This window comes from Haemophilus sp. THUN1691 (assembly GCF_059704425.1).
Window position 1 is genome coordinate 1,765,072 of sequence record NZ_AP046578.1, and the last position, 25,981, is coordinate 1,791,052.

Genomic DNA, 25,981 nt, shown 5'->3' on the forward strand with positions numbered 1-25,981 from the left:
ATTTCCCTTATTTATCTTTTCCTACATGTAAAATTGCTAAAAACGCTTCTTGTGGTACTTCTACGTTACCTAAAGACTTCATACGTTTTTTACCTTCTTTCTGTTTCTGTAAGAGTTTTTTCTTACGGCTCACGTCACCACCATAACATTTTGCCAATACATTCTTACGTAATTGTTTCACCGTAGAACGAGCAATAATATGGTTTCCAATCGCGGCTTGAATAGCAATATCAAATTGCTGACGAGGAATTAACTCACGCATTTTTTCAACCAATTCACGACCACGATATTGTGAATTATCTTTATGAACGATTAAAGCCAAAGCATCTACTCGTTCGCTGTTAATCATAATATCCACGCGAACCATATCTGCAGCTTGGAAACGTTTGAAACCGTAATCTAACGAAGCATAACCACGCGATGTCGATTTTAAACGGTCAAAGAAGTCTAGAACAACTTCGCCCATTGGAATCTCATAAGTCAGCGCAATTTGATTACCGTGATATACCATATTGGTTTGTACGCCACGTTTTTCCACACAAAGTGTAATGACGTTACCTAAATATTCTTGCGGCACTAACATATTGCATTCAGCAATCGGTTCACGGATTTCAGCAATATTATTAAGCGGAGGCAATTTCGATGGGCTATCGACGTAAACAACATCACCATTCGTTAATTGCACTTCGTAAATAACCGTTGGCGCAGTAGTAATGAGATCTAAATCATACTCACGCTCTAGACGCTCTTGAATGATTTCCATGTGTAAAAGACCAAGGAAACCACAGCGGAAACCAAAGCCAAGTGCGGTTGAAGTTTCCGGCTCATAGAAAAGTGAAGCATCATTTAAGCTCAACTTACCCAGTGCATCACGAAATGCTTCATAATCATCTGAACTAACTGGGAAAAGACCTGCATACACTTGCGGTTTTACTTTTTTAAAGCCTGGTAAAACTTCACTTGCTGGATTATGTTGAAGCGTTAAAGTATCCCCAACTGGCGCACCTAAAATATCTTTAATCGCACAAACTACCCAACCAACTTCACCGCATTCTAAAACGGTAGTATCTTCTTGTTTTGGCGTGAAAATCCCTAAACGATCTACATTGTAAGCTTGTCCGGTAGACATCACTTTAATTTTATCGCCTTTACGTAATACCCCATTTTTAATACGCACTAAAGACACCACGCCCAAATAATTATCGAACCAAGAATCAATAATCAATGCTTGTAACGGTGCATCAGGATCACCTTCTGGAGCGGGAATTTTCGCAACAATTTCTTCTAATACATCTTCGATACCCACACCGGTTTTAGCTGAACAACGTACCGCTTCCATCGCATCAATACCCACGATGTCTTCAATTTCTTCTGCAACACGTTCAGGATCCGCGGCTGGTAAGTCAATTTTGTTTAAAATCGGTACTACTTCTAAATCCATTTCAATTGCGGTATAACAGTTTGCCAAGGTTTGAGCTTCTACCCCTTGACCAGCATCAACCACCAACAAAGCCCCTTCACAAGCAGCAAGAGAGCGAGACACCTCATAGGAAAAGTCCACATGTCCTGGTGTATCGATAAAATTTAATTGATAAGTTTCGCCATCTTTGGCTTTATAATTTAAAGTAACACTTTGTGCTTTGATGGTAATTCCGCGCTCACGCTCAAGATCCATTGAATCTAGCACTTGCGCTTCCATTTCACGATCCGAAAGGCCACCACAAGTTTGAATCAAACGGTCAGAAAGCGTCGATTTACCGTGGTCAATATGGGCAATAATAGAAAAGTTGCGAATATTCTTCATAAAAGATAGTTTTTCTCAAAAAATCAATAAATTTAACTGGCGGATTGTACCTGAAAAGTGCGGAAATCGCTAGGGATGAAAGGGAAAAGTGCGGTCAAATTTTTTAACCTTTTAGATAAAACAAAACCCCGAATTACTTCGGGGTTTCTTTTTTCACTCAAACTGAAATTATAGGCTTTCAGTGAAAGTACGAGTAATAACGTCGCGTTGTTGTTCTGGTGTTAAAGAGTTGAAACGTACTGCGTAACCAGAAACACGGATAGTTAATTGTGGATATTTATCTGGATTGTTTACCGCATCTTCTAAAGTTTCACGACGTAATACGTTTACGTTTAAGTGTTGACCACCTTCAACTTTAACAGTTGGCGCTACGTTTACCGGTAATTCACGGTATTCGATTTGACCTAATTCGCTAACTGCAACAACTTGGTCTTCAGCGAATTCGCCTTTTGCACATAAGCAACGCGCTTCATTTTTTTCGCTGTCTAATAACCAGAATGAATTAAGCAAATTGTCATTTGCCGCTTGAGTAATTTGAATACCTTTAATCATAATAGCCTCCTAATTAGCATTGGAATAATCATAAAAACTGTACAAATTTTATCAAATAATTTGAAGATTTCAAATTATTTTGGATTTTTTTTGATAAAGAACAGGTTATCTTTTTAAGACAATTTTACAAACTTGATCTAAATTAAACTTTACTTATTTAAATCACGATCCCCCCAAATAATTTAACATTAATTTAACCTTTAAACTTTTTATTGCCTTAATCTTTTTGTTTATAATAAGAGCAAACTTATTAATAGGATCAAAATAATGAAAACCTGGACAGATGTTATCGGAAAAGAAAAAGAACAACCTTACTTTCAACACGCACTACAACAGGTTCATCTTGCAAGAGCAAGCGGGAAAACGATTTATCCACCACAAGAAGATGTATTTAATGCATTCAAATATACCGCTTTTGAAGATGTAAAGGTGGTGATTTTAGGACAGGATCCTTATCATGGACCAAACCAAGCTCATGGATTGGCTTTTTCAGTAAAACCTAAAGTCGCCATTCCCCCTTCCCTAGTAAATATGTATAAAGAGCTTACACAAGATATTTCGGGATTCCAAATGCCATCACATGGTTATTTAGTCAAATGGGCAGAACAAGGGGTATTGCTGCTCAACACTGTGCTTACCGTAGAACGTGGCATAGCACATTCACATGCTAATTTCGGCTGGGAAACGTTTACGGATCGTGTTATTACAGCGCTTAATGAACATCGTGAAAAACTCGTGTTTTTACTTTGGGGCAGTCTCGCACAAAAAAAAGGGCAAATTATTGACCGCACTCGTCATCTTGTTTTAACGGCTCCACATCCTTCCCCACTTTCAGCTCATCGAGGTTTCTTTGGCTGTCATCATTTTTCCAAAACAAATTCATATTTGGAAAGCCACGGAATAAAACCGATAGATTGGCAAATCTAAAACCATATATCCCTAAAAAAATAACCGCACTTTAATTTCTCAAAGTGCGGTTAAATATTTCAAGATTTCAATTAGCCGTGATAACGCCCTACACCTAATTCATCTTCTTTACGTGTGCGATTCATCACTTCTTGTGGAGATTGCGCAATACGTAATCCCATTTCATCTTCTGTACGCACCACTTCACCGCGTAGAGAATTGGTATAAACATCAGTGATTTTCACATCCACAAATTTACCAATCATCTCCGGAGAACCTTGGAAATTGACAATACGATTCGTTTCAGTACGTCCCGTCAATTCCATAATGTCTTTCTTCGACGGCCCTTCAACTAGCACGCGTTGTTCTGTGCCAAGCATGCGACGGCTAAACTGTGCAGCTTGTTGATTAATACGCTCTTGTAACACATAAAGACGTTGTTTCTTTTCATCTTCCGTTACATCATCTGGCATATCTGCAGCAGGCGTACCTGGTCGGGCTGAGTACACAAAACTGAAGCTCATATCAAAGTTCACTTGTGCAATCAAATTCATAGTTTGCTCAAAATCTTCCGCAGTTTCCCCCGGGAAACCAACAATAAAGTCTGAGCTGATTTGAATATCAGGACGCACAGCACGAAGTTTACGAATAATAGATTTATATTCTAATGCTGTATGACCTCGTTTCATCATCGTTAATACACGGTCAGAACCCGCTTGGACTGGAAGATGCAAGAAACTCACCAATTCAGGCGTATCACGATATACGTCAATAATATCATCCGTAAATTCTATTGGATGACTGGTTGTAAAACGTAAACGGTCAATACCATCGATAGACGCCACGAGACGAAGCAACTCAGCAAAGCTACAAATTTGACCATCATGTGTCGGACCACGATAAGCATTTACATTTTGACCAAGTAGGTTGACCTCACGCACACCTTGATCCGCAAGCTGCGCAATTTCAAATAGCACGTCATCCACAGGACGGCTAACTTCTTCACCACGTGTATAAGGTACAACACAGAAAGTACAGTATTTATTACAGCCTTCCATAATCGAAACAAATGCTGTTGGACCTTCTGCACGAGGTTCAGGTAAGCGGTCAAATTTCTCAATTTCAGGGAAACTTACATCTACAACAGAACTCTTACCACCACGAATTTGGTTAATCATTTCAGGCAGGCGGTGCAAAGTTTGTGGACCAAAAATAATATCTACATAAGGTGCACGATGGCGAATATGTTCCCCTTCTTGAGAGGCCACACAGCCGCCCACACCAATCACTAAATTTGGCTTATTTTTCTTTAACTCTTTCCAACGACCAAGTTGGTGGAACACTTTTTCTTGTGCTTTTTCACGAATAGAACAGGTATTCAATAATAATACGTCTGCTTCTTCAGGAATTTCGGTAAGTTCTAATCCATGAGTACTTAATAAAAGATCTGCCATTTTAGATGAATCGTATTCGTTCATCTGGCAGCCCCAAGTTTTAATATGTAATTTTTGAGTCATTTTCTACAATATCGTCAGGTGTTATAAATAATTAGTCGAATAAAGCGGTCGGCTATTTTACAGGCTTGCAATAATTCTGGCTAGTAAATATTCGGTGAAACAAAACATCAAAAATAAACCGCACTTTTGTGACATGCTAAAAGTGCGGTTTAATTCAGCGCAATTTTTAATTATTTCACTAATCCGCCACTGGCTTGTAAATCAGCGTGATAAGAAGAGCGAACAAATGGTCCACAAGCCGCATGTTCAAAGCCCATTTCATTGGCTTTCTCACGGAATTCATCAAATTCAGCTGGCGGAACATAACGCGCAACTGGCAAATGATGGCGGCTAGGTTGAAGATATTGCCCCAACGTGAGCATTGTCACACCGTTATCACGTAAATCTTGCATGACTTGTAAAATCTCTTCATTAGTTTCACCTAATCCCACCATTAAACCAGATTTAGTTGGGATATTCGGGAACATTTCTTTAAATTCACGCAATAATTTAAGTGACCATTCGTAATCTGCCCCTGGGCGAATCTCTTTGTATAGGCGCGGCACGTTTTCTAAATTATGGTTAAAGACATCTGGCGGATTATCTTTTAATTTTTCCAATGCCTGTGTAATGCGACCACGGAAATCAGGCACTAAAATCTCAATCTTAATGTTAGGATTAAGTTCACGCACAGCTTTTACACATTCTGCAAAATGACCTGCGCCACGATCAGGCAAATCATCACGATCCACCGATGTAATCACCACATATTTAAGTTTCATATCTTGGATAGTTTCAGCTAATTTTTGTGGTTCTTCAGGATCGGGCGGTAATGGTTTCCCATGTGCAACATCACAGAACGGGCAACGGCGCGTGCAAATTGCGCCTAAAATCATAAAAGTTGCTGTTCCATGATTAAAACATTCGTGTAAATTTGGACAAGATGCTTCTTCACAAACGGAATGTAAACCATGACGACGCATTCCATTTTTGATGCTTTCAATTTTAAGTGAATTTGCCGGAAGTTTAATTTTCATCCATTCTGGCTTTTTCAATAGCTCTTGGTTTGGATCAATATTTTTTACTGGAATAATCGACGTTTTTGCCGCATCGCGATATTTTACACCACGTTCCATTTTGAAAGGCGTTGACATAAGCGTTCCTAAATAAAAATGCCCAAATAGGGCATTTTTGATCATTAAATATTACAAATTTGTTACATTATAGCCTAAAAGCTCGGCAAAGTGTTTAATTAATTTTGGTGAAACCTTATCGCAATTAGCTTCATCTTGATTAACAAAATCCGCTACTTGACACATTTCAAGACCAGCATAGCCGCATGGGTTAATATAATGAAATGGATTCAGATCCATATTGATATTCAATGCTAACCCGTGAAAAGAGCACCCACGACGAATACGCAGTCCAAGAGAACAAATCTTTTTTCCATCCACATACACGCCTGGTGCATCAGGTTTTGGATAACTTTCAATACCATATTCAGCTAAGGTTTTTACCACCGTTTGCTCAAGTGCGGTAACTAATTGACGCACATTTAAATTCTCATGACGCTTAATATCAATGAGCACATACATCACTTGCTGACCGGGTGCATGATAGGTTATTTGCCCACCACGATCCGACTGCACCACAGGTATTTCACTACGCTGTAAAAGATGCTCAGGTTTACCTGCTTGCCCTTGGGTAAATACAGGAGGATGTTGCACCAACCAAATTTCGTCTTGCGTTTCCGCGGTGCGACTATCTGTGAAATTCTGCATTTTATGCCAAATTTCTTGATAATCTTGCAACCCTAACTGGCGAACGATAAGGGAATTATTCATACTAGATAACCATTTTTACGCCTTCAACTTTAGCAAGTTCTTTATAAAGTGTTTCTACCTGCTCAAAGTTTTCAGCAATAATGTCGATTGAAACCGAATTGTAGGTACCTTTACTACTCCGTTTTTCCTTAGGAATATAATCACCTTTAATATATTTTTGAACGACTTGAATTAGATCTTGCGCTAACCCCTCGCGATTAATTCCAGCAACTTTAAATGTCATTTTTGCTGGAAATTCCATTAATTCTTTAAGTTTTGCGTAATCGTTTTCTGTTGTCATATTATTTCCCAATAATAAAAATGATGTGTGGATGGTACACCACCCACACATTACGAATGCCTCAGTTAAAAATGAAAAAAGTGCGGTAAGTTGCTGGCATATTTTATGCAAATAAGCCTTTTACAGTGAGCACGAGCCAATCCCAAGCTTTTCCGAAAATACCAGCTTCGCCCACTTCATCCATCACTTGTAAGTTTACCGCTGCAATATCTTTACCTTCTAATTGATAAATGACTTTACCTACGACTTGGCCTTTTGCTAAAGGCGCTTGTAAGTTTTTACTTTCTAACTCATAGCGAGCTTTCAGCTCATTTTGTTTGCCTTTCGGAACTGTGATAAAGCTATCTTGTAATGTGCCTAATTTCACACTATCTTTATTACCGTAATAAACAGGTTGCTCTGAAATTTCTTTGCCAGCCTCTAAAGTTTTAAATGTTTCGAAATTAGCAAAACCCCATTGTAAAAGTTTTTTACTTTCTACTTCACGACCTTTGTAAGTTGGGACACCCATTACTACAGAAATTAAACGCATATTATTTGGTGTAGTCGCTGAAGCAACTAAGTTATATCCAGCTTGGCTAGTATGACCTGTTTTCATTCCATCAACATTAATCGTTTTATCCCATAATAGTCCATTACGGTTAGGTTGTTTGATTTTGTTAAATGTAAAATCTTTTTCTGAGTAAATTTTATATTCTTCAGGTAAATCACGAATAATATGCGCACCAATAAGCGCCATATCACGCGCGGAAGAATATTGATTAGGATCGTCTAAACCATGCGGCGTGGTGAAATTTGTATTTTTCAAACCAAATTGTTGAACATATTTATTCATTGTTTCTACAAAGTTCGGTACATTGCCAGAGATATGTTCAGCCAATGCCACTGTTGCGTCATTACCGGATACAACAATCACACCACGATTCAAATCTGCTACAGATACTTGTGTATTTAAATCTAAAAACATTTTTGATGAGTCTGGGAAATTACGCCCCCATGCACTCTCACCAATGGTTACCATATCGGTATTGTGAATTTTACCCTGTTTTAAAGCACTCCCTACCACATAACTTGTCATCATTTTAGTTAAAGATGCGGGATATTGACGCTCGTCAGGATTAAGTGCGGCCAAAATTGCGCCAGAATTGTAATCCATCAATACATACGTTTGAGCAGTAATTTGTGGCGGAGTTACGCCAAACTGCATATCCTCTGCAGATACCGAAAAAGCACTAAGTGCCACAAAACTTGATAAAAATGCGATTTTTGTTGTTCTTTTCAACATAGTGTATTCCTACAATTAATTTTTATATGTGTAAACAATTAATGGCTTATTGACTGCCATTTTTTGTAATTTGGTTCTCACTTGTGACATTTGTGTTTCGTTATCAAAAGGCCCAATGTGAATTTCGTATTTATTGCCTGAACGATTTACTTCGGCTTGAATATTATCTAATGCGAGTTGTGTAATTAACTTATCAGCTTGGCTACGAGAGGTAACTTCAAGCATTTTCAAACGATAAACGTCATTTCCTTTTTTTTCATTTACCATCTTAAACGACTTATTAGAAGATGCAGTAAATTTTACTAAACGATCAGCTGCTTCTTTAGTTTTCGCATGCTTAGCCAACGTTCTTGTCGCAGCGCCCGATAAACTCCCATTTTTGGCAACATGCAACGCCTCAATTCTAACATGCCCCATACCGCGAGAAATTAATCCTATTTCTTTCGCCGCCGCATGAGAAAGATCAATTAAACGTTTATCACTAAAAGGCCCACGATCATTAATACGTACTATAACTTTACGGTTGTTATGTAAATTAGTCACCAAAGCATAAGAATTTATTGGCAATGTTTTATGTGCCGCAGTAAATTGTGTTGAATTATAAACATCACCACTTGCAGTTCTACGCCCATTAAATTTGAGATGATAGTAACTAGCCATCCCTTCTTTCGCATAGGATTTAGCATCATCTTCAGTTTTTGTCGTATAAGTTTGCCCTTTAACGGAATAAGTACTAGGGGCAGGTACTTTGGTTATAATCGAAAGTTTATCCCCTTGGATACCATACATTTTGTGAGTGTCTGCATGTACTGAAAAGCTAGTAATTATAGCAAACAAAGCAAATGCGGTCAGATTTAATAATGTTTTTAATTTCATAAGCGTTGACTATTTTCATTTATTTACCCTTTTAAGAAAAGTAAAAATGAAATTAGTTCCCTTTCATAAATTTTACTTGATGTGTATGAACTGACATCACCAAGCCAAAAGCAGCCATAATAGCAACGTAAGATGTACCGCCATAGCTGAATAAAGGTAATGGCACACCCACTACAGGCAAAATACCACTTACCATGCCTATGTTAACAAACACATAGACAAAGAAAATTAACGTCGTTGCACCAGCAAGAATTCGCCCAAAAGAAGTTTGCGCGTTCACAGCAATAATCAAACCACGTACAATAATGAACATATAAATGGAGATCAAAATAAGAAAACCAATCATTCCATGTTCTTCACTCATTACAGCAAAAATAAAATCTGTATGAGGTTCAGGTAAGAATTCAAGCTGAGATTGCGTACCCTGCATCCAGCCTTTTCCCCAAAGCCCCCCAGAACCAATCGCAATCTTTGATTGTAAAATATGATAGCCGGCACCGAGAGGATCTTTTTCTGGATCCAATAATGTGAGAACGCGAGTGCGTTGATAATCGTGCATTAGATATAGCCACATGATCGGAATAAATCCAGCTAAGCCAATCACTGCTGCTAAAATTAGCCACCAACTCATTCCCGCTAAAAATACTACAAATAAACCTGACGCACTTACCAAAATTGATGTGCCTAAATCTGGTTGTATAGCCACAAGTAAAGTCGGAATCATAATCATTGCAATCGCAATAAATGTTTCACTTAATTTAGGTGGAAGTGGTCGATTACCTAAATACACAGCAACCATTAATGGAACCGCAAGCTTTACAATTTCAGAGGGTTGAAAACGAATAAATCCAAGATCAAGCCAACGCTGTGCCCCTTTACTGGTTGTTCCAATAGCATCGACTAAAATCAACATGATAAAGCCTATCAGATAAAGATAAGGCGCAATGCGTTGATAAAATTTAGGTGGAAATTGTGCCATGACGAGCATAACAGTAAATCCAAGAAAAACCTGAATAATCCGGTTGTTAAACATAGTTTCACTCGCACCAGTGGCACTATAAAGCACAAGCATGCCATAGGCTGTTATTGCAACTAAGCCAATAAAAAGCCAAAAATCAATATGCAAACGTTGCCATGCGCGCAACCAGAAAGGGATTTTATCTTCCATTTATTTGCTCTCTCTCTTGTGGTAAATCTTCTTTTTGCTGAATGGTTGCATTATATTTTTCAACTTGTGGTAAACGCTGATTTAAATAGTAATCCATCACTTTACGCGCTAAGGGTGCGGCATTACTTGATCCACCACCCGCATTCTCTAAAATAACTGTCACAACCAATCTAGGGTTTTCATAAGGCGCATATGCGGTAAACCATGCGTGATCATGTAGTTCTTTTTTCAATCCCGCCGCATTGTATTTTTCATTTTCTTTTAAACTAAACACTTGAGCAGTACCTGATTTTCCTGCTACACGATAGTTTGCTCCAGCAAAAGCCTTTCTCCCCGTCCCTAAAGCTGAATTGACAACATTATACATTCCACGTTTTGCAGCATCCCAATAGCTTTGTTTAGCCTCTGTAATATCAGGATAAAGCAAAGGATCTTCATAAGGTTTTAGAGTAGATACTTCAATTGCTTTCATCAAATGTGGGGTATTCACCTTTCCATTGTTCACCAATACAGCTGTTGCTTTTGCTACTTGTAATGGTGTCGCAGTCCAATACCCTTGACCAATCCCCACAGAAATAGTATCACCTAGTACCCAAGGACGTTTATAACGTTTTTGTTTCCATTCGCGCGTTGGCATATTGGCTGCCGTTTCCTCTTGAATTTCAATCCCAGTTGGCATACCAAAGCCAAATCGTTTCATCCAATCAGAAAGACTATCAATTCCCATACTATGAGCCACTTGATAAAAATAAGTATCGGATGATTCTGTAATTGCTTTATTTAAATCTGTATAACCATGACCGCTCTTTTTCCAATCTCGGAATCGCTTAGTCGTATTTGGCAATACCCAATAGCCAGGGTCAAAAATCGTCGTATTTTGACTAATCACATTTTCAGTTTGTGCAGCTACTGCAATAAAAGGTTTCACCGTAGAAGCAGGAGGGTACACACCTTGGGTCGCTCGACTATAAAGCGGACGAGCTGGATCATTTAATAGGCGCTTATAATCTTCTGAGGAAATACCATCAACAAACAAATTATTGTCATAACTTGGCGTGGATACCATAGCCAGCACACCACTATCTTTAGGATCCAATACAACAATCGCGCCTTTTTGCCCTGCCAAAAGATCTGTGATGTAACGCTGCAACTCTAAATCGATAGTAAGATAAATGCTTTTTCCTGCTACTGAAGGTTGTTCACGTAACTTGCGAATAACTTTACCACGATTATTAATTTCTACTTCTTCAAAACCTGTTGTGCCATGTAACGCATCTTCGTAATAGCGTTCAATCCCCAATTTGCCCATATCATTGCTACCAGAATAATTGGCAAATTTTTCATCTTTTTTCAAACGTTCAACGTCTTTATCATTGATTTTGCCCACATAGCCTAAAATATGCGTCATAATCTCGCCATATAAGTAATAGCGTTTGAAATAAGGACGTACATCTAAACTCGGGTATTGATAGCCACTCACTGCAAAACGTGCGATTTGTTCTTCTGTTAAATTCGGTTTCAATAAAATAGGCGTGTAACGTGTTCCGCGGCGACGTTCCTTTTTAAAATTTTCAATATCGTTATCCGTCAATCCCACAATGTAGCGTAATTCATCTAAAGTGCGGTCTAAATTTTCGGTTTTTTCTGGCACAATGTATAAACCAAAAAAAGTAAGATTTTCGGCTAATAATTTACCGTAACGATCATAGATTAAGCCACGTGTTGGAGGTAAAGGTAATAATTTAATTCGGTTACCATTAGAACGAGTTTGGTAAGTATCGAAATTAACAATCTGTAGCTGATAAATATTGGTAAATAACACGCCTGTTAGCAACAAAATCCCCGAAAAAGCCACAAAAGTTCGGCGTGCAAAAAGGTTACGCTCCGCTTTTTTATCGCGGAACGGTTCATGAGTTGACGTATTGAAGAATCGTTTTAAATTCATCTGACTAAAAATGAGGATTTACTATTCTCGGTGATAAGGATGATTAGTCGTGAGCGACCACGCTCGATATAAACTTTCAGCCACCACAACACGAACAAGCGGATGAGGTAATGTCAAAGGTGAAAGCGACCAACTTTGTTCTGCAGCTGCTTTACATTCAGGTGAAAGTCCCTCAGGTCCCCCGATCAACAAACATACATCACGGCCATCGTTTTTCCACGCTTCTAGTTGCTCGGCTAACTGTGGTGTGGTCCAAGGTTTACCTGGAATGTCTAACGTCACGACTTTACCTTTCCCACAGGCAGCTAACATCGCTTTACCTTCTTGTTCTAAAATACGTTTAATATCAGCATTTTTTCCACGCTTGCCTGCTGGGATTTCAATCAGTTCAAAAGGCATATCTTTAGGAAAACGGCGTTGATATTCCTCAAAACCCGTTGTAACCCAAGAAGGCATTTTTGTTCCGACAGCAATTAACGTGATTTTCACAAGTCATCCTTATCTAAAAAGTGCGGTTATTTTTCACCGCACTTTACTAAAATTTACGCCCAAAGTTTCTCTAATTGATACATTTCACGCGCGTCACGTTGCATGATATGTACGATTGCTTGACCAAGATCCACCACAATCCAATCTGCAGTATTTTTACCTTCTTCACCAAAAGTTTCAAAACCTGCTTTTTTACATTCTGTAATTAAATTATCTGCCATTGCAGAAACTTGGCGGCTCGACGTCCCCGTGCAAATAATCATATTATCGGTAATCGATGATTTTCCACGTACATCAAAATGTACAATATCTGTTCCCTTTAACCCATCTAAGGTTTTCATCAAAAATTCAACTAATGCCATTTTGTTCTCGCTTCGCAATAAAAGTGCGAGATTCTATCATTTAATACCCTCTCGCGCAAAATCCACGCAAAACAAGTATGTTTTAATATTTTAATAAATCCCCCCACCATAAAAACTTAAAACTAATCTATTCATTATTACAATTATGGCTATATTCAAGGTAAACTAAAGAGTCAAGTCCTATAAATTACAAAATTCACTTTCTGAGTGAGGGAAATATAATCCTTCGAAATCAGATTAGCCATGGACTTTCGATAACAGTAATAATGTTTTAGGAGATTCGATGAAAAGTTTCAAATATTTTGCTCAGAGTTATGTGGATTGGGTTATTCGTCTTGGGCGCCTTCGTTTTTCTCTTTTAGGCGTGATGATTCTTGCGGTTTTAGCACTTTGTACTCAGATTTTATTTAGTTTATTTATTGTTCATCAGATTTCTTGGGTAGATATTTTTCGTTCGGTAACTTTTGGCTTACTCACTGCGCCTTTTGTTATTTATTTTTTCACTTTATTGGTCGAAAAGCTTGAACATTCTCGTCTTGATCTTTCTAGCTCGGTGAATCGGTTGGAAAATGAGGTCGCAGAGCGAATTGCCGCTCAGAAAAAATTATCCCAAGCATTGGAAAAGTTAGAAAAAAATAGCCGTGATAAAAGCACCTTACTTGCCACAATAAGCCATGAATTGCGCACGCCATTGAATGGGATTGTGGGGCTTAGCCAGATTTTACTTGATGATGAATTGGATGATCGCCAGCGTAATTATTTAAAAACTATCAACATAAGTGCGGTCAGTTTAGGCTATATTTTTAGCGATATTATTGATTTGGAAAAAATTGATGCCAGTCGAATTGAATTAAATCGCCAGCCAACAGATTTCCCCGCCTTATTAAACGATATTTATAATTTTGCTAGTTTCCTTGCTAAACAAAAAAATCTTATTTTTTCTTTAGAGCTTGAACCTAATTTGCCTAATTGGTTGAATCTTGATCGTGTTCGCTTGAGCCAAATTTTGTGGAACTTAATTAGTAATGCGGTGAAGTTTACCGATCAGGGAAATATTATTCTTAAAATTATGAGAAATCAGGATTGTTACCATTTTATTGTGAAAGATACAGGAATGGGGATTTCACCTGAAGAACAAAAACATATTTTTGAAATGTATTATCAAGTGAAAGAAAGTCGTCAGCAAAGTGCGGGTAGCGGTATTGGGTTGGCTATTTCTAAAAATCTCGCTCAGTTAATGGAAGGAGATTTAACAGTTGAAAGTGAGCGAGGAAAAGGCGCTACTTTCCATCTTACTCTCCATGCTCAGGAAAGTTCTGAAAAAGAATCCGTTAAGAAAAATATTCCATCCTTGAACATTCTTTTAGTGGAGGATGTTGACCTCAATATTATGGTTGCGAAAACTATTTTAGAAAAACTTGGGCATCATGTTGATGTTGCGACAAATGGCAAGCAGGCGATCACTTTATTTGAGAAAAATGTTTACGACATTTTATTGCTAGATATTAAATTACCAGATATGAGTGGTTTTGAAATCGCCCAATATTTGCGAGAGAATTATGAGAACGGTATTTATGATTTTTTACCGCCAATGATTGCTTTTACTGCCAATGTTATGCAAAGCGAGCAAGAATATTTAGAAATGGGCATGGATGGCGTATTACGCAAACCCATTTCAATTAAGGATTTACACCATTGTTTGCAGCAATTTTTTGCGGATGAAAGCGAATCTATTATAGACATGAATGATGATAATGAGCTTTCAGAACAGTTTGATTTAGAGCTGATAGAAACACTTGGAAAAAAACAAATTTTAGAAAATTTATCTTTATTCAAACAAACTATGCCAAATTATCTGACTCAATTATCAAAAGATAATATGAAAGACACAGAAGATACTGCCCATAAAATTAAAGGGGCTGCGGCATCAGTAGGGTTAAATCATTTACGTCAATTAGCGGATGCTTTAGAAAGTGCGGCTAAAAATTCTGATATTTTTAATTGTGGAGAATTGATTGATGAAATGGGGAATCATTGGTTAGAAAATGTAGAAGATTTAGCTAAATTTTGTAAAGTTGAGGAATAATCCTTTTAGGAATTTATTTAGATATCAAAGGTGGTTTATAGTCTGATCTTATAAGATAAAAATAACCCGGCTTTGGCCGGGTATTCTGTTTTTATTTTAATTATCTATTTAATATTCCTTTATGTCTTAACAACGCATCTAATTGCGGTTCACGGCCACGGAAGCGTTTGAAGAGTTCCATTGGTTCTTCAGAGCCACCACGAGTGAGAATTTCATCTAAGAATGATTTGCCAGTGATTGGGTTGAAAATACCTTCTTCTTCAAAGCGAGAATAAGCATCTGCTGATAAGACTTCAGCCCATAAATAGCTGTAATAACCTGCGGCGTAGCCCCCTGCAAAAATATGGCTGAAGCTGTGCGGAGTTCTTGCCCAATCTACACCTTTTATGACGGCAACTTGTGATTTCACCGCTTTAAGTGTCTCTAAAATTTGATTGGTTTTTTCCGCATCAAAGGTGTGATGCAAACGGAAATCAAAAATCCCAAATTCAAGTTGGCGCAAGATAAACATCGCAGCTTGAAAATTTTTCGCTTTTAATAATTGCATAAGTTTTTCTTTTGGCAACGGCTCGCCTGTTTCGTAATGTCCTGAAATAAACGCTAAAGCCTCTTCTTCCCAGCACCAGTTTTCCATAAATTGACTTGGTAATTCCACAGCATCCCAAGGCACGCCGTTAATACCCGCTACATCGGAGACATCAATTTGCGTGAGCATATGATGAATGCCGTGACCAAATTCATGGAATAGCGTGGTGACTTCATCGTGCGTAAATAAGGCTGGTTTATTCCCTATAGGTGCATTGAAGTTGCAAGTTAAATAAGCCACAGGAGTTTGAATGCTGCCATCCAGTTTACGCTTACGTCCGATACAATCATCCATCCAAGCCCCGCCACGTTTGTGTTCACGCGCATATAAATCAAGATAGAAACTGCCACGGAGTTGATCGTTTTCATCAATTAAATCAAAGAAGCGCACATCTTTATGCCAAGTATCCACGCCTTTGCGTTCAACTGCACGAATATTGAAAATACGTTTAATCAATTCAAACAATCCCGAAATTACGCGATTTTCAGGAAAATATGGGCGAAGTTCTTCATCATTAATGGCATATAAATGTTGTTTTTGTTTTTCGCTGTAAAAACCAATATCCCAAGGCGCAAGTTCAGTGACACCAAATTCTTTTTCGCAGTAATCTCTCAATTCTTGCAGTTCTTTTTCGCCTTGTGGTTTGGCACGTTCGGCAAGATGATCTAAGAAATTGAGCACTTGTTGTGGGTTTTCTGCCATTTTGGTGGCAAGTGAAAGTTCGGTGTAAGTATTAAAACCGAGTAATTTTGCTAGCTCTACGCGTAATGTAAGAATTTCTTCCATAACTTTACTGTTGTCCCATTTGCCAGCATTAGGGCCTTGTTCTGAGGCGCGTGTTGCATAAGCATGGTACATTTCTTCACGCAATGCACGATTTTCACAGTAAGTCATCACAGGCAAATAACTTGGAATTTCTAACGTAAAACGATAGCCTTTTAATCCTTTACTTTCGGCAGATTGTTGTGCAGCTTGTAGTGCAGATTCAGGTAACCCAGCAAGTTCTGCTTCGTTTTCAATGAGTTTTTCCCAACCCATGGTGGCATCTAATACGTTATTGCTAAATTGTGAATTTAATTCCGATAAGCGCGTCACAATTTCGCCATAACGTTGTTGTTTGTCTTCTGAAAGCCCGATACCTGAAAGTTCAAAATCACGCAGTGAATTTTCAATGGCTTTCTTTTGCGCAATAGAATAGTCAGTAAATTCAGCACTATTTTTTAACGCCAAATAGGCATTATAAAGCCCTTTATGCTGACCAACCCAAGTGCTGTATTCAGAAAGTAACGGCAAGCACACTTGATAGGCTTCACGTAATTCAGCACTGTTTTTTACTGAATTGAGATGAGAAACGGGTGACCAAGCTCGGTTTAAGCGATCATTGGTTTCCGTTAAAGGCAAAATGAAATTTTCCCAAGTAAAGTGCGGTTGTTTTAACACTTGTTCTATCGTATTGCGACAATCTTGAATTAATTTTTCAACAGCCGGTTGAATATGTTCTGGTTTTATTTGTGAAAATGGCGGTAGGCCTTGAATGTTAAGTAATGGATTTGACATAGACATAAATGTTCCTTTTTTGAAAATTACTCTTTATGTGACGGCAAATTCTATAATATCAAGGTTGAAAAATCTAAAAAATCAGTAATAATGGTTCGCATTTTCTTTTTATTAGGAACATTATGAAGTTTATTTACATTGTTTTAGGTTTTCTTTCTCTTGCACTTGGCATCATTGGAATTTTCCTTCCTATTTTACCGACCACGCCTTTTTTATTGCTTACCTTATTTTTCTTTACAAAAGGTTCAAAACGCTTAGAACAATGGTTTTTAGGCACAAGTATTTATCAAAAACATCTTAAGTCTTTTAATGAAAATCGATCATTAAAGAAAAATACCAAAATTTATATTTTGAGTTTTTCGACCACAATGTTGCTTATTGGTTTTTATTTCACGCCAAGCGTAATAGGGCGTAGCGTTATTGCAGCGTTGATTTGTATTAAGTATTGGTTCTTCTTGTTTTGGATTAAAACTGAAAATGAATAATTTTCTCGCTTTGTGCCAGCGAAGTACAGTTATTCTTTCTATCATTTTTACGGTGGTGGCTTGTGATAAATTGGATAATCCAAAATCTGCTTCACCACAAGTTGAGACACCTAAAAATACTCAATTGGAATCTAACCGAGTTGAATTAAAACGTGGTGTTTATAGCGATTTTACTTTGCAACCTTGGCAAGCACAAAACGAAGAACAAACGCAATTATTACGGGATCTTTTTGAGGGCTTAACAGCTTATGATGCCCAAGGTAATCTTGTTCCTGCCGTGGCAGAAAGCTGGCAAACTAAAGATAATAAAACGTGGATTTTCATTTTGCGTGAAAATGCCAAATGGTCAAATGGTGAAGCGGTGACTGCCTCTGATTTTGTACAATCTTGGCAAGCACTTTCTCAATCTGAAAGTCCACTTAAAAATTATTTGGCTTTCATGAATCTGAAAAATGCGAAGGCAGTATTGGAAAAAACACTAACTGTGGAATCGCTTGGATTGTTCGCTGAAAATGACCGCACTTTACGCATTGAATTAGATAAAGCATCGCCATATATACCTTCTATGCTGGCGCACGTCAGCCTTTTGCCTCGCTATACAAAATCGCCTGAAATGCTTATCAGCAATGGCGCCTATCAATTACAAAGCCAGGCTGAAAATCAGCATATTTTAACTGCCAATCCTTATTATTGGGCAAAGGAAAAAGTGATATTTCAGCAAGTGAAGTATCAAAAAATTGCAGCAGATAGAGATTTGTCTGATTTTGATGTTGTAATAAATCCGCAAAAAACAGTTCAAAATATCCAAGATTATCCGCAACTTTGTACTTACTTCTATGAGTTTAATCTTGCCGATCCTATGTTGCAAAAAAGTGCGATAAGAAAAGCGATTGCTTCGATGATTTCTACGAAAAATTTGGTTGCAGATATTTCTCATCTTCATCCAAGTAATACTTTTTTACCTAAATCTATGCTAGGTGAGCAAGAATCTGTTTGGGAGCCAGTTGTTGCAGAACAGCTTCTTCCCCATAATCAAATTAGTGAAACTAACCCGTTGAAATTACGCATTCGTTATGATGATTCGTCTCTGAATCAAACCATTGCAACGCGATTAAATCGTCAGTTATCGCAATCAGATTTATTACGAGTTGAACATCAAGGGATGAGTTGGCAAGAATTGCAAACGGCTCGCACAAAAGGCGATTTTCAATTAATTCGATCAGGTTGGTGCGCAGATTTTAATGATCCTGTCGCTTTCTTAAATTTGTTCTATTCCAAAAGCCCTGATAACAAAAATGGCTATAAAAATGCAGAATTTGATCGTTTATTTGAAAGTGCAATGACGACAACATCCGAAAAAGTGCGGTTAGAAAATTACGCGAAATTAAAAGGGATAGTTCAACAAGAATATTTAGTGTTACCCATTTTTCAATATAATACGCCAGTTTATCTTACGCCAAGTATAATGGGCGCACAAGCGAATTCTGTTGGAACCATTTATAGTAAAAATTTGTGGCGAAAGGTTAAAAATTAGTAATTTTAGATTAACTATGATTAAAAATAAAAACCATACTATTTTACCTGGATCATAATTAGAGATCTTTACTTTATAAGTATTAATTCTGCCATATATACTATTGAAACTACTTTCAATATTGGCATGTGGGAAAGAATAGCTTGTAAGAATTAAATTTTATAATCCTTACCAGCTTTTTTATTTGAAAAATCCTGCATAAATAAGATCTTATGCTTTCTCGTTAAACTAACGTGAGTAGCGTAATTTATTCTCAAGCACCTTAAACCGTCCTTTTATCCTATTTGTAGTTTTTTCAATATTTAATTCTATATATTTCTCATAAGTAAAAATATATTCATAATATAGGGAGTTAAGCACATTTTTAGCAACTATTTGATCCTATAGGCCTCCATATTTCATAACTGTAATAATAAATAAGCTATGTATGTATTCATATAAAAATACTTAATCTTTATCATTAATGATATATCTTACTAACATTTGTAATTCAGGAATAACTTGCTCTAGAAACCAAGGATTCTTTCTTACCCAAAGCTGATTACGTGGGGAAGGATGCACGAGAGGCATAAAGTGCGGTAAGCATTGACGATAATTTTTTACAGTCCCAGTTACATTATCTTTGTTTTCAGGTAGATAATATTTCTGTGCATATTGCCCAATAAGAATAGTGAGCTGAATATTAGGCAGGTGCTCTAAAATTATCGGATGCCATTTTTCTGCAAAACCTTGACGAGGTGGTAAGTCACCAGATTTACCTTTTCCAGGATAATAAAAATCCATAGGAAGAACCGCAAACATCCCAGAATTATAAAAATAATCGTAATCCACACCTAGCCAATCACGCAGACGATCACCGCTTTTATCATTCCAATATAAACGAGTCTGCTCAGCTTTTAACCCTGGAGCTTGACCAACGATATTAATTCGAGCTATTTTAGGAGCCGAAAATAAAGGGAAAATTCCACGTTCTGTAAAATTTTTATTTTGAGGATCAGCGATAATACTTGAAGTTATTTCGTCTAAAGTTTTAAACATAATGGCTGTCATTAGAAATGAGTGTATAAAGTCTATTTAAAAAATATGAAAAATCCAAACTCTAAATGATATAAATAGGTATATTTATTAAAACTATATTGTAGGCAATACAAGACTAAAAACTTAGTGCTGAAATAAAATCTCTATTTCCTGCTTTAATTCTTTTCATGAAATAATAAGTAGATTGTAAAAAACAAAAACCCCATATCTTTCGACACGGGGTTCTTCTTTTTTATTTAATTTAACTTAGATAAGTATTTGGTAACCTGGCGGTGCCCTACTCTCACATGGGGAAGCCCCACACTACCATCGGCATTACAGCGTTTCACTTCTGAGTTCGGTATGGTGTCAGGTGGTTCCACCGCACTATCGCCGCCAGGATAATTCTTTGATAACGTTTATTTTAAATTCTATCTATGTTCTTCATTGGCCACAAGCTGAACGTTTAGTTAATTTCTTTTTCTTTCACTCTGTTTTCCAAAAACACTTGAGCGTTGTATAGTTAAGCCTCTCGGGCAATTAGTATGCGTTAGCTCAATGTATCACTACACTTACACACCGCACCTATCTACGTCTTAGTCTTAAACAACCCTTACAGATTTATAATCTGGGAGAACTCATCTCTTGGCAAGTTTCGTGCTTAGATGCTTTCAGCACTTATCTCTTCCGCACTTAGCTACCCGGCAATGCGTCTGGCGACACAACCGGAACACCAGTGGTGCGTCCACTCCGGTCCTCTCGTACTAGGAGCAGCCCCAACCAATTCTCCAACGCCCACGGCAGATAGGGACCGAACTGTCTCACGACGTTCTAAACCCAGCTCGCGTACCACTTTAAATGGCGAACAGCCATACCCTTGGGACCTACTTCAGCCCCAGGATGTGATGAGCCGACATCGAGGTGCCAAACACCGCCGTCGATATGAACTCTTGGGCGGTATCAGCCTGTTATCCCCGGAGTACCTTTTATCCGTTGAGCGATGGCCCTTCCATTCAGAACCACCGGATCACTATGACCTACTTTCGTACCTGCTCGACTTGTCTGTCTCGCAGTTAAGCTTGCTTATACCATTGCACTAACCTCACGATGTCCGACCGTGATTAGCAAACCTTCGTGCTCCTCCGTTACTCTTTGGGAGGAGACCGCCCCAGTCAAACTACCCACCAGACACTGTCCGAGACCGCGTTCCGCAATCTTCGTTAGAACATCAAACGTTAAAGGGTGGTATTTCAAGGACGACTCCATAATCACTGGCGTGACTACTTCTAAGTCTCCCACCTATCCTACACATCAAAATTCAATGTTCAGTGTCAAGCTATAGTAAAGGTTCACGGGGTCTTTCCGTCTAGCCGCGGGTACACCGCATCTTCACGGCGATTTCAATTTCACTGAGTCTCGGGTGGAGACAGCCTGGCCATCATTATGCCATTCGTGCAGGTCGGAACTTACCCGACAAGGAATTTCGCTACCTTAGGACCGTTATAGTTACGGCCGCCGTTTACTGGGGCTTCGATCAGGAGCTTCTCTTTCGATTACACCATCAATTAACCTTCCAGCACCGGGCAGGCATCACACCCTATACGTCCACTTTCGTGTTTGCAGAGTGCTGTGTTTTTAATAAACAGTTGCAGCCAGCTGGTATCTTCGACCGGTTCAACCTTCGCCCGCGAGGGACTACAATCTACGCCGGCGCACCTTCTCCCGAAGTTACGGTGCTATTTTGCCTAGTTCCTTCACCCGAGTTCTCTCAAGCGCCTGAGTATTCTCTACCTGACCACCTGTGTCGGTTTTCAGTACGGTTTAGATAAACCTGAAGCTTAGTGGCTTTTCCTGGAAGTGTGGTATCGGTTACTTCAGCTCCGTAGAGCCTCGTCATCATCTCTCAGTGTTTAATAGAAGTCCGGATTTGCCTAAACTTCCCACCTACCAACTTAAACGCACATATCCAACAGTGCGATAACCTAACCTGCTCCGTCCCCACATCGCAGTTTATCCAAGTACAGGAATATTAACCTGTTTCCCATCGACTACGCTTTTCAGCCTCGCCTTAGGGGCCGACTCACCCTGCCCCGATTAACGTTGGACAGGAACCCTTGGTCTTCCGGCGAACGGGTTTTTCACCCGTTTTATCGTTACTTATGTCAGCATTCGCACTTCTGATACGTCCAGCAGCCCTCTCGAGCCACCTTCATCCGCTTACAGAACGCTCCCCTACCCAACAGACTTACGTCTGATGCCGCAGCTTCGGTGCTATATTTGAGCCCCGTTACATCTTCCGCGCAGGCCGACTCGACTAGTGAGCTATTACGCTTTCTTTAAATGATGGCTGCTTCTAAGCCAACATCCTAGCTGTCTAAGCCTTCCCACTTCGTTTCCCACTTAATATAGACTTTGGGACCTTAGCTGGCGGTCTGGGTTGTTTCCCTCTCCACGACGGACGTTAGCACCCGCCGTGTGTCTCCTGAGTATCACTCTTTGGTATTCGTAGTTTGCATCGGGTTGGTAATCCGGGATGGACCCCTAGCCGAAACAGTGCTCTACCCCCAAAGGTGTCCGCTCAAGGCTCTACCTAAATAGATTTCGGGGAGAACCAGCTATCTCCCGGTTTGATTGGCCTTTCACCCCCAGCCACAAGTCATCCGCTAATTTTTCAACATTAGTCGGTTCGGTCCTCCAGTTAGTGTTACCCAACCTTCAACCTGCCCATGGCTAGATCACCGGGTTTCGGGTCTATACCTTGCAACTATTCGCCCAGTTAAGACTCGGTTTCCCTTCGGCTCCCCTATTCGGTTAACCTCGCTACAAAATATAAGTCGCTGACCCATTATACAAAAGGTACGCAGTCACCCTTTCAGGCTCCCACTGCTTGTACGTACAAGGTTTCAGGTTCTATTTCACTCCCCTCACCGGGGTTCTTTTCGCCTTTCCTTCACAGTACTGGTTCACTATCGGTCAATCAGGAGTATTTAGCCTTGGAGGATGGTCCCCCCATCTTCAAACAGGATATCACGTGTCCCGCCCTACTTATCGTTAACTTAGTACCACAGCCTGGATGTCGAGTACGGGGCTATCACCCTGTGTCGCTAAGCTTCCCAGCTTATTCCTCTATCTCTGCTGCTATCATTAACAGGCTCTTTCGCTTTCGCTCGCCGCTACTGACGAAATCTCGGTTGATTTCTTTTCCTCGGGGTACTTAGATGTTTCAGTTCTCCCGGTTTGCCTCACCTACCTATGTATTCAGTAAGTGATAGTAGATTCTTCATCTACTGGGTTTCCCCATTCGGATATCTTGGATTAAACGCCTCTTATCGACTCATCCAAGCTTTTCGCAGATTAGCACGTCCTTCTTCGCCTCTGATTGCCAAGGCATCCACCTTGTACGCTTAGTCACTTAACTATACAACCTCAAATGTTTTCAATCACTTTAAGTTTTCACTTGAAAGTGCGGTCAATTTGATGCGTATCTTCATTCAACTAAACACTTGATTGCTTTTGTTCAATCAAGATTTTATGCAAAACAGGTTTTATTTTTAGATTTCCCTTTTCAGTTCCCTCTTTCACTTTCCTGTCTTGCCTACTCAGACTTTCTCTCGAAAATCTCTTGTTTTCAGCTTGTTTCCAATTTTTTAAAGAACAGTTGATAAAACTTTTCAGTTATCATCGTTAAATAAACTAAATAAATAAATTTACTTAACGATGATAAGTGGTGGAGATAAGCGGGATCGAACCGCTGACCTCCTGCGTGCAAGGCAGGCGCTCTCCCAGCTGAGCTATATCCCCATGTCATCGTTTATTTATCACCTTATTCACCTTCATCACTCACTCAGTTTGAGTGGTGGGTCTGAGTGGACTTGAACCACCGACCTCACCCTTATCAGGGGTGCGCTCTAACCACCTGAGCTACAGACCCAAGGGAATAACGGCTTTCTGCTCGATATTGTCTACAATATATCAATCAATCTGTGTGGACACTTATTGTCTCTCGTTTTCAGTAAGGAGGTGATCCAACCGCAGGTTCCCCTACGGTTACCTTGTTACGACTTCACCCCAGTCATGAATCATACCGTGGTAAACGCCCTCCAAAAGGTTAAGCTATCTACTTCTGGTACAACCCACTCCCATGGTGTGACGGGCGGTGTGTACAAGGCCCGGGAACGTATTCACCGCGACATTCTGATTCGCGATTACTAGCGATTCCGACTTCATGGAGTCGAGTTGCAGACTCCAATCCGGACTTAGACGTACTTTCTGAGATTCGCTCCACCTCGCAGTTTCGCCACCCTCTGTATACGCCATTGTAGCACGTGTGTAGCCCTACTCGTAAGGGCCATGATGACTTGACGTCATCCCCACCTTCCTCCAGTTTATCACTGGCAGTCTCCTTTGAGTTCCCGACCAAATCGCTGGCAACAAAGGATAAGGGTTGCGCTCGTTGCGGGACTTAACCCAACATTTCACAACACGAGCTGACGACAGCCATGCAGCACCTGTCTCATGGTTCCCGAAGGCACTCCCGTATCTCTACAGGATTCCATGGATGTCAAGAGTAGGTAAGGTTCTTCGCGTTGCATCGAATTAAACCACATGCTCCACCGCTTGTGCGGGCCCCCGTCAATTCATTTGAGTTTTAACCTTGCGGCCGTACTCCCCAGGCGGTCGATTTATCACGTTAGCTACGGGCACCAAGCTTTAAGCCCAATCCCCAAATCGACAGCGTTTACAGCGTGGACTACCAGGGTATCTAATCCTGTTTGCTCCCCACGCTTTCGCACATGAGCGTCAGTACATTCCCAAGGGGCTGCCTTCGCCTTCGGTATTCCTCCACATCTCTACGCATTTCACCGCTACACGTGGAATTCTACCCCTCCCTAAAGTACTCTAGTTACCCAGTCTGAAATGCAATTCCCAGGTTAAGCCCGGGGCTTTCACACCTCACTTAAATAACCGCCTGCGTGCCCTTTACGCCCAGTTATTCCGATTAACGCTCGCACCCTCCGTATTACCGCGGCTGCTGGCACGGAGTTAGCCGGTGCTTCTTCTGTATTTAACGTCAATGATGTCTACTATTAGCACACATCCCTTCCTCAATACCGAAAGAACTTTACAACCCGAAGGCCTTCTTCATTCACGCGGCATGGCTGCGTCAGGGTTCCCCCCATTGCGCAATATTCCCCACTGCTGCCTCCCGTAGGAGTCTGGACCGTGTCTCAGTTCCAGTGTGGCTGGTCATCCTCTCAGACCAGCTAGAGATCGTCGGCTTGGTAGGCCTTTACCCCACCAACTACCTAATCCCACTTGGGCTCATCTTATGGCATGTGGCCCGAAGGTCCCACACTTTAATCTTTCGATATTACGCGGTATTAGCTACAGTTTCCCGTAGTTATCCCCCTCCATAAGCCAGATTCCCAAGCATTACTCACCCGTCCGCCACTCGTCAGCAAGAAAGCAAGCTTTCTCCTGCTACCGTTCGACTTGCATGTGTTAAGCCTGCCGCCAGCGTTCAATCTGAGCCATGATCAAACTCTTCAATTCAAGTTCAATCGCTCAATACTGCTGACATAAAATGTCACTACTTAAAAAGTATAATGAATTTCTAGTTAGCACCTATTAAGACTTCAAAATTAAAAAATATTTTTAAAACAAGTCAATCAACAAGTGCCCACACAGATTGTCTGATACATTGTTAAA

Annotated in this window: 18 protein-coding genes, 2 tRNA genes and 3 rRNA genes; 4 read left to right on the forward strand and 19 right to left on the reverse strand. The window is 39.7% G+C overall.

The window, feature by feature from the left end:
• Positions 1–7: 7 nt before the first annotated feature.
• Both lepA and grcA read right to left on the reverse strand, forming a co-directional pair.
• The gene (lepA, locus tag AC6H0J_RS08480) at positions 8–1,804 is read right to left on the reverse strand and encodes a translation elongation factor 4 (protein ID WP_118817403.1); all 1,797 of its coding nucleotides are present in this window, start codon (positions 1,802–1,804) and stop codon (positions 8–10) included.
• A 168-nt stretch (positions 1,805–1,972) separates the two neighbouring features.
• Positions 1,973–2,356: an autonomous glycyl radical cofactor GrcA gene (grcA, locus tag AC6H0J_RS08485; protein WP_005628746.1), complete on the reverse strand. Its 384-nt coding sequence runs from the start codon at positions 2,354–2,356 to the stop codon at positions 1,973–1,975.
• A gap of 267 nt (positions 2,357–2,623) precedes the next feature.
• Between grcA and ung the strand changes: the two genes are divergently transcribed.
• A complete protein-coding gene (gene ung / locus AC6H0J_RS08490; RefSeq protein WP_005628749.1) occupies positions 2,624–3,283 on the forward strand; it encodes a uracil-DNA glycosylase in 660 nt (219 codons plus the stop codon).
• A gap of 71 nt (positions 3,284–3,354) precedes the next feature.
• On the opposite strand, the gene miaB is transcribed toward ung, so the two are convergent.
• The 10 genes from miaB to rsfS form a co-directional block, all read right to left on the reverse strand.
• Positions 3,355–4,779: a tRNA (N6-isopentenyl adenosine(37)-C2)-methylthiotransferase MiaB gene (gene miaB, locus AC6H0J_RS08495; protein ID WP_005628752.1), complete on the reverse strand. Its 1,425-nt coding sequence runs from the start codon at positions 4,777–4,779 to the stop codon at positions 3,355–3,357.
• A 170-nt stretch (positions 4,780–4,949) separates the two neighbouring features.
• Positions 4,950–5,912, reverse strand: coding sequence for a lipoyl synthase (lipA, locus tag AC6H0J_RS08500; protein ID WP_005628755.1), 963 nt, complete (start codon positions 5,910–5,912; stop codon positions 4,950–4,952).
• Positions 5,913–5,963: 51 nt separating this feature from the next.
• Positions 5,964–6,602, reverse strand: a complete 639-nt coding sequence (lipB, locus tag AC6H0J_RS08505; RefSeq protein WP_005628757.1) for a lipoyl(octanoyl) transferase LipB — start codon at positions 6,600–6,602, stop codon at positions 5,964–5,966.
• A 1-nt stretch (position 6,603) separates the two neighbouring features.
• Positions 6,604–6,882 carry a DUF493 family protein YbeD gene (gene ybeD / locus AC6H0J_RS08510; protein WP_006995721.1) on the reverse strand — a complete coding sequence of 93 codons (279 nt, stop codon included), beginning with the start codon at positions 6,880–6,882 and terminating at the stop codon, positions 6,604–6,606.
• A gap of 103 nt (positions 6,883–6,985) precedes the next feature.
• The gene (locus AC6H0J_RS08515) at positions 6,986–8,167 is read right to left on the reverse strand and encodes a D-alanyl-D-alanine carboxypeptidase family protein (protein ID WP_005628763.1); all 1,182 of its coding nucleotides are present in this window, start codon (positions 8,165–8,167) and stop codon (positions 6,986–6,988) included.
• A 15-nt stretch (positions 8,168–8,182) separates the two neighbouring features.
• On the reverse strand, positions 8,183–9,043 hold the full coding sequence (locus AC6H0J_RS08520; protein WP_497513515.1) for a septal ring lytic transglycosylase RlpA family protein: 861 nt from the start codon (positions 9,041–9,043) through the stop codon (positions 8,183–8,185).
• A gap of 52 nt (positions 9,044–9,095) precedes the next feature.
• Positions 9,096–10,211, reverse strand: a complete 1,116-nt coding sequence (gene rodA / locus AC6H0J_RS08525) for a rod shape-determining protein RodA (RefSeq protein ID WP_005628767.1) — start codon at positions 10,209–10,211, stop codon at positions 9,096–9,098.
• Positions 10,201–12,156, reverse strand: a complete 1,956-nt coding sequence (gene mrdA / locus AC6H0J_RS08530; protein ID WP_005628768.1) for a penicillin-binding protein 2 — start codon at positions 12,154–12,156, stop codon at positions 10,201–10,203. Before mrdA ends, rodA begins: the two co-directional genes overlap by 11 nt.
• 21 nt (positions 12,157–12,177) lie before the next feature.
• On the reverse strand, positions 12,178–12,645 hold the full coding sequence (gene rlmH / locus AC6H0J_RS08535; protein ID WP_005649848.1) for a 23S rRNA (pseudouridine(1915)-N(3))-methyltransferase RlmH: 468 nt from the start codon (positions 12,643–12,645) through the stop codon (positions 12,178–12,180).
• A 53-nt stretch (positions 12,646–12,698) separates the two neighbouring features.
• The gene (rsfS, locus tag AC6H0J_RS08540) at positions 12,699–13,007 is read right to left on the reverse strand and encodes a ribosome silencing factor (protein WP_005628770.1); all 309 of its coding nucleotides are present in this window, start codon (positions 13,005–13,007) and stop codon (positions 12,699–12,701) included.
• 283 nt (positions 13,008–13,290) lie between these two features.
• On the opposite strand from rsfS, the gene AC6H0J_RS08545 reads away from it, so the two are divergent.
• Positions 13,291–15,093 carry an ATP-binding protein gene (locus AC6H0J_RS08545; protein ID WP_497513518.1) on the forward strand — a complete coding sequence of 601 codons (1,803 nt, stop codon included), beginning with the start codon at positions 13,291–13,293 and terminating at the stop codon, positions 15,091–15,093.
• A gap of 100 nt (positions 15,094–15,193) precedes the next feature.
• On the opposite strand, the gene prlC is transcribed toward AC6H0J_RS08545, so the two are convergent.
• Positions 15,194–17,236, reverse strand: coding sequence for an oligopeptidase A (gene prlC, locus AC6H0J_RS08550; RefSeq protein WP_032825572.1), 2,043 nt, complete (start codon positions 17,234–17,236; stop codon positions 15,194–15,196).
• 122 nt (positions 17,237–17,358) lie between these two features.
• On the opposite strand from prlC, the gene AC6H0J_RS08555 reads away from it, so the two are divergent.
• Positions 17,359–17,721, forward strand: coding sequence for a YbaN family protein (locus AC6H0J_RS08555; protein WP_005627297.1), 363 nt, complete (start codon positions 17,359–17,361; stop codon positions 17,719–17,721).
• Positions 17,714–19,255 (forward strand): peptide ABC transporter substrate-binding protein, encoded by a 1,542-nt coding sequence (locus AC6H0J_RS08560; protein ID WP_046953550.1) that lies wholly within the window; start codon positions 17,714–17,716, stop codon positions 19,253–19,255. The genes AC6H0J_RS08555 and AC6H0J_RS08560 overlap by 8 nt, the downstream gene beginning before the upstream one ends.
• Before the next feature lie 447 nt (positions 19,256–19,702).
• On the opposite strand, the gene AC6H0J_RS08565 is transcribed toward AC6H0J_RS08560, so the two are convergent.
• From AC6H0J_RS08565 to AC6H0J_RS08590, 6 genes are all read right to left on the reverse strand, one after another.
• On the reverse strand, positions 19,703–20,293 hold the full coding sequence (locus tag AC6H0J_RS08565; protein WP_046953549.1) for a uracil-DNA glycosylase family protein: 591 nt from the start codon (positions 20,291–20,293) through the stop codon (positions 19,703–19,705).
• 264 nt (positions 20,294–20,557) lie between these two features.
• Positions 20,558–20,673, reverse strand: a 5S ribosomal RNA gene (gene rrf, locus AC6H0J_RS08570).
• 118 nt (positions 20,674–20,791) lie between these two features.
• Positions 20,792–23,690: ribosomal RNA gene (locus AC6H0J_RS08575) — 23S ribosomal RNA — on the reverse strand.
• Positions 23,691–23,997: 307 nt separating this feature from the next.
• Positions 23,998–24,073, reverse strand: a tRNA-Ala gene (locus AC6H0J_RS08580).
• 53 nt (positions 24,074–24,126) lie between these two features.
• A tRNA-Ile gene (locus tag AC6H0J_RS08585) sits at positions 24,127–24,203 on the reverse strand.
• A gap of 82 nt (positions 24,204–24,285) precedes the next feature.
• Positions 24,286–25,825 (reverse strand): 16S ribosomal RNA (locus AC6H0J_RS08590).
• The 16S, 23S and 5S rRNA genes sit together here with 2 tRNA genes alongside, the layout of an rRNA operon.
• Positions 25,826–25,981 lie beyond the last annotated feature (156 nt).

What these genes read in the sequence shown, in the direction of transcription:
- lepA (WP_118817403.1), bottom strand. Translation starts at nt 1,804, where the DNA reads ATGAAGAATATTCGCAACTTTTCTATTATTGCCCATATTGACCACGGT.
- grcA (WP_005628746.1), bottom strand. Translation starts at nt 2,356, where the DNA reads ATGATTAAAGGTATTCAAATTACTCAAGCGGCAAATGACAATTTGCTT.
- ung (WP_005628749.1), top strand. Translation starts at nt 2,624, where the DNA reads ATGAAAACCTGGACAGATGTTATCGGAAAAGAAAAAGAACAACCTTAC.
- miaB (WP_005628752.1), bottom strand. Translation starts at nt 4,779, where the DNA reads ATGACTCAAAAATTACATATTAAAACTTGGGGCTGCCAGATGAACGAA.
- lipA (WP_005628755.1), bottom strand. Translation starts at nt 5,912, where the DNA reads ATGTCAACGCCTTTCAAAATGGAACGTGGTGTAAAATATCGCGATGCG.
- lipB (WP_005628757.1), bottom strand. Translation starts at nt 6,602, where the DNA reads ATGAATAATTCCCTTATCGTTCGCCAGTTAGGGTTGCAAGATTATCAA.
- ybeD (WP_006995721.1), bottom strand. Translation starts at nt 6,882, where the DNA reads ATGACAACAGAAAACGATTACGCAAAACTTAAAGAATTAATGGAATTT.
- AC6H0J_RS08515 (WP_005628763.1), bottom strand. Translation starts at nt 8,167, where the DNA reads ATGTTGAAAAGAACAACAAAAATCGCATTTTTATCAAGTTTTGTGGCA.
- AC6H0J_RS08520 (WP_497513515.1), bottom strand. Translation starts at nt 9,043, where the DNA reads ATGAAATTAAAAACATTATTAAATCTGACCGCATTTGCTTTGTTTGCT.
- rodA (WP_005628767.1), bottom strand. Translation starts at nt 10,211, where the DNA reads ATGGAAGATAAAATCCCTTTCTGGTTGCGCGCATGGCAACGTTTGCAT.
- mrdA (WP_005628768.1), bottom strand. Translation starts at nt 12,156, where the DNA reads ATGAATTTAAAACGATTCTTCAATACGTCAACTCATGAACCGTTCCGC.
- rsfS (WP_005628770.1), bottom strand. Translation starts at nt 13,007, where the DNA reads ATGGCATTAGTTGAATTTTTGATGAAAACCTTAGATGGGTTAAAGGGA.
- AC6H0J_RS08545 (WP_497513518.1), top strand. Translation starts at nt 13,291, where the DNA reads ATGAAAAGTTTCAAATATTTTGCTCAGAGTTATGTGGATTGGGTTATT.
- prlC (WP_032825572.1), bottom strand. Translation starts at nt 17,236, where the DNA reads ATGTCAAATCCATTACTTAACATTCAAGGCCTACCGCCATTTTCACAA.
- AC6H0J_RS08555 (WP_005627297.1), top strand. Translation starts at nt 17,359, where the DNA reads ATGAAGTTTATTTACATTGTTTTAGGTTTTCTTTCTCTTGCACTTGGC.
- AC6H0J_RS08560 (WP_046953550.1), top strand. Translation starts at nt 17,714, where the DNA reads ATGAATAATTTTCTCGCTTTGTGCCAGCGAAGTACAGTTATTCTTTCT.
- AC6H0J_RS08565 (WP_046953549.1), bottom strand. Translation starts at nt 20,293, where the DNA reads ATGTTTAAAACTTTAGACGAAATAACTTCAAGTATTATCGCTGATCCT.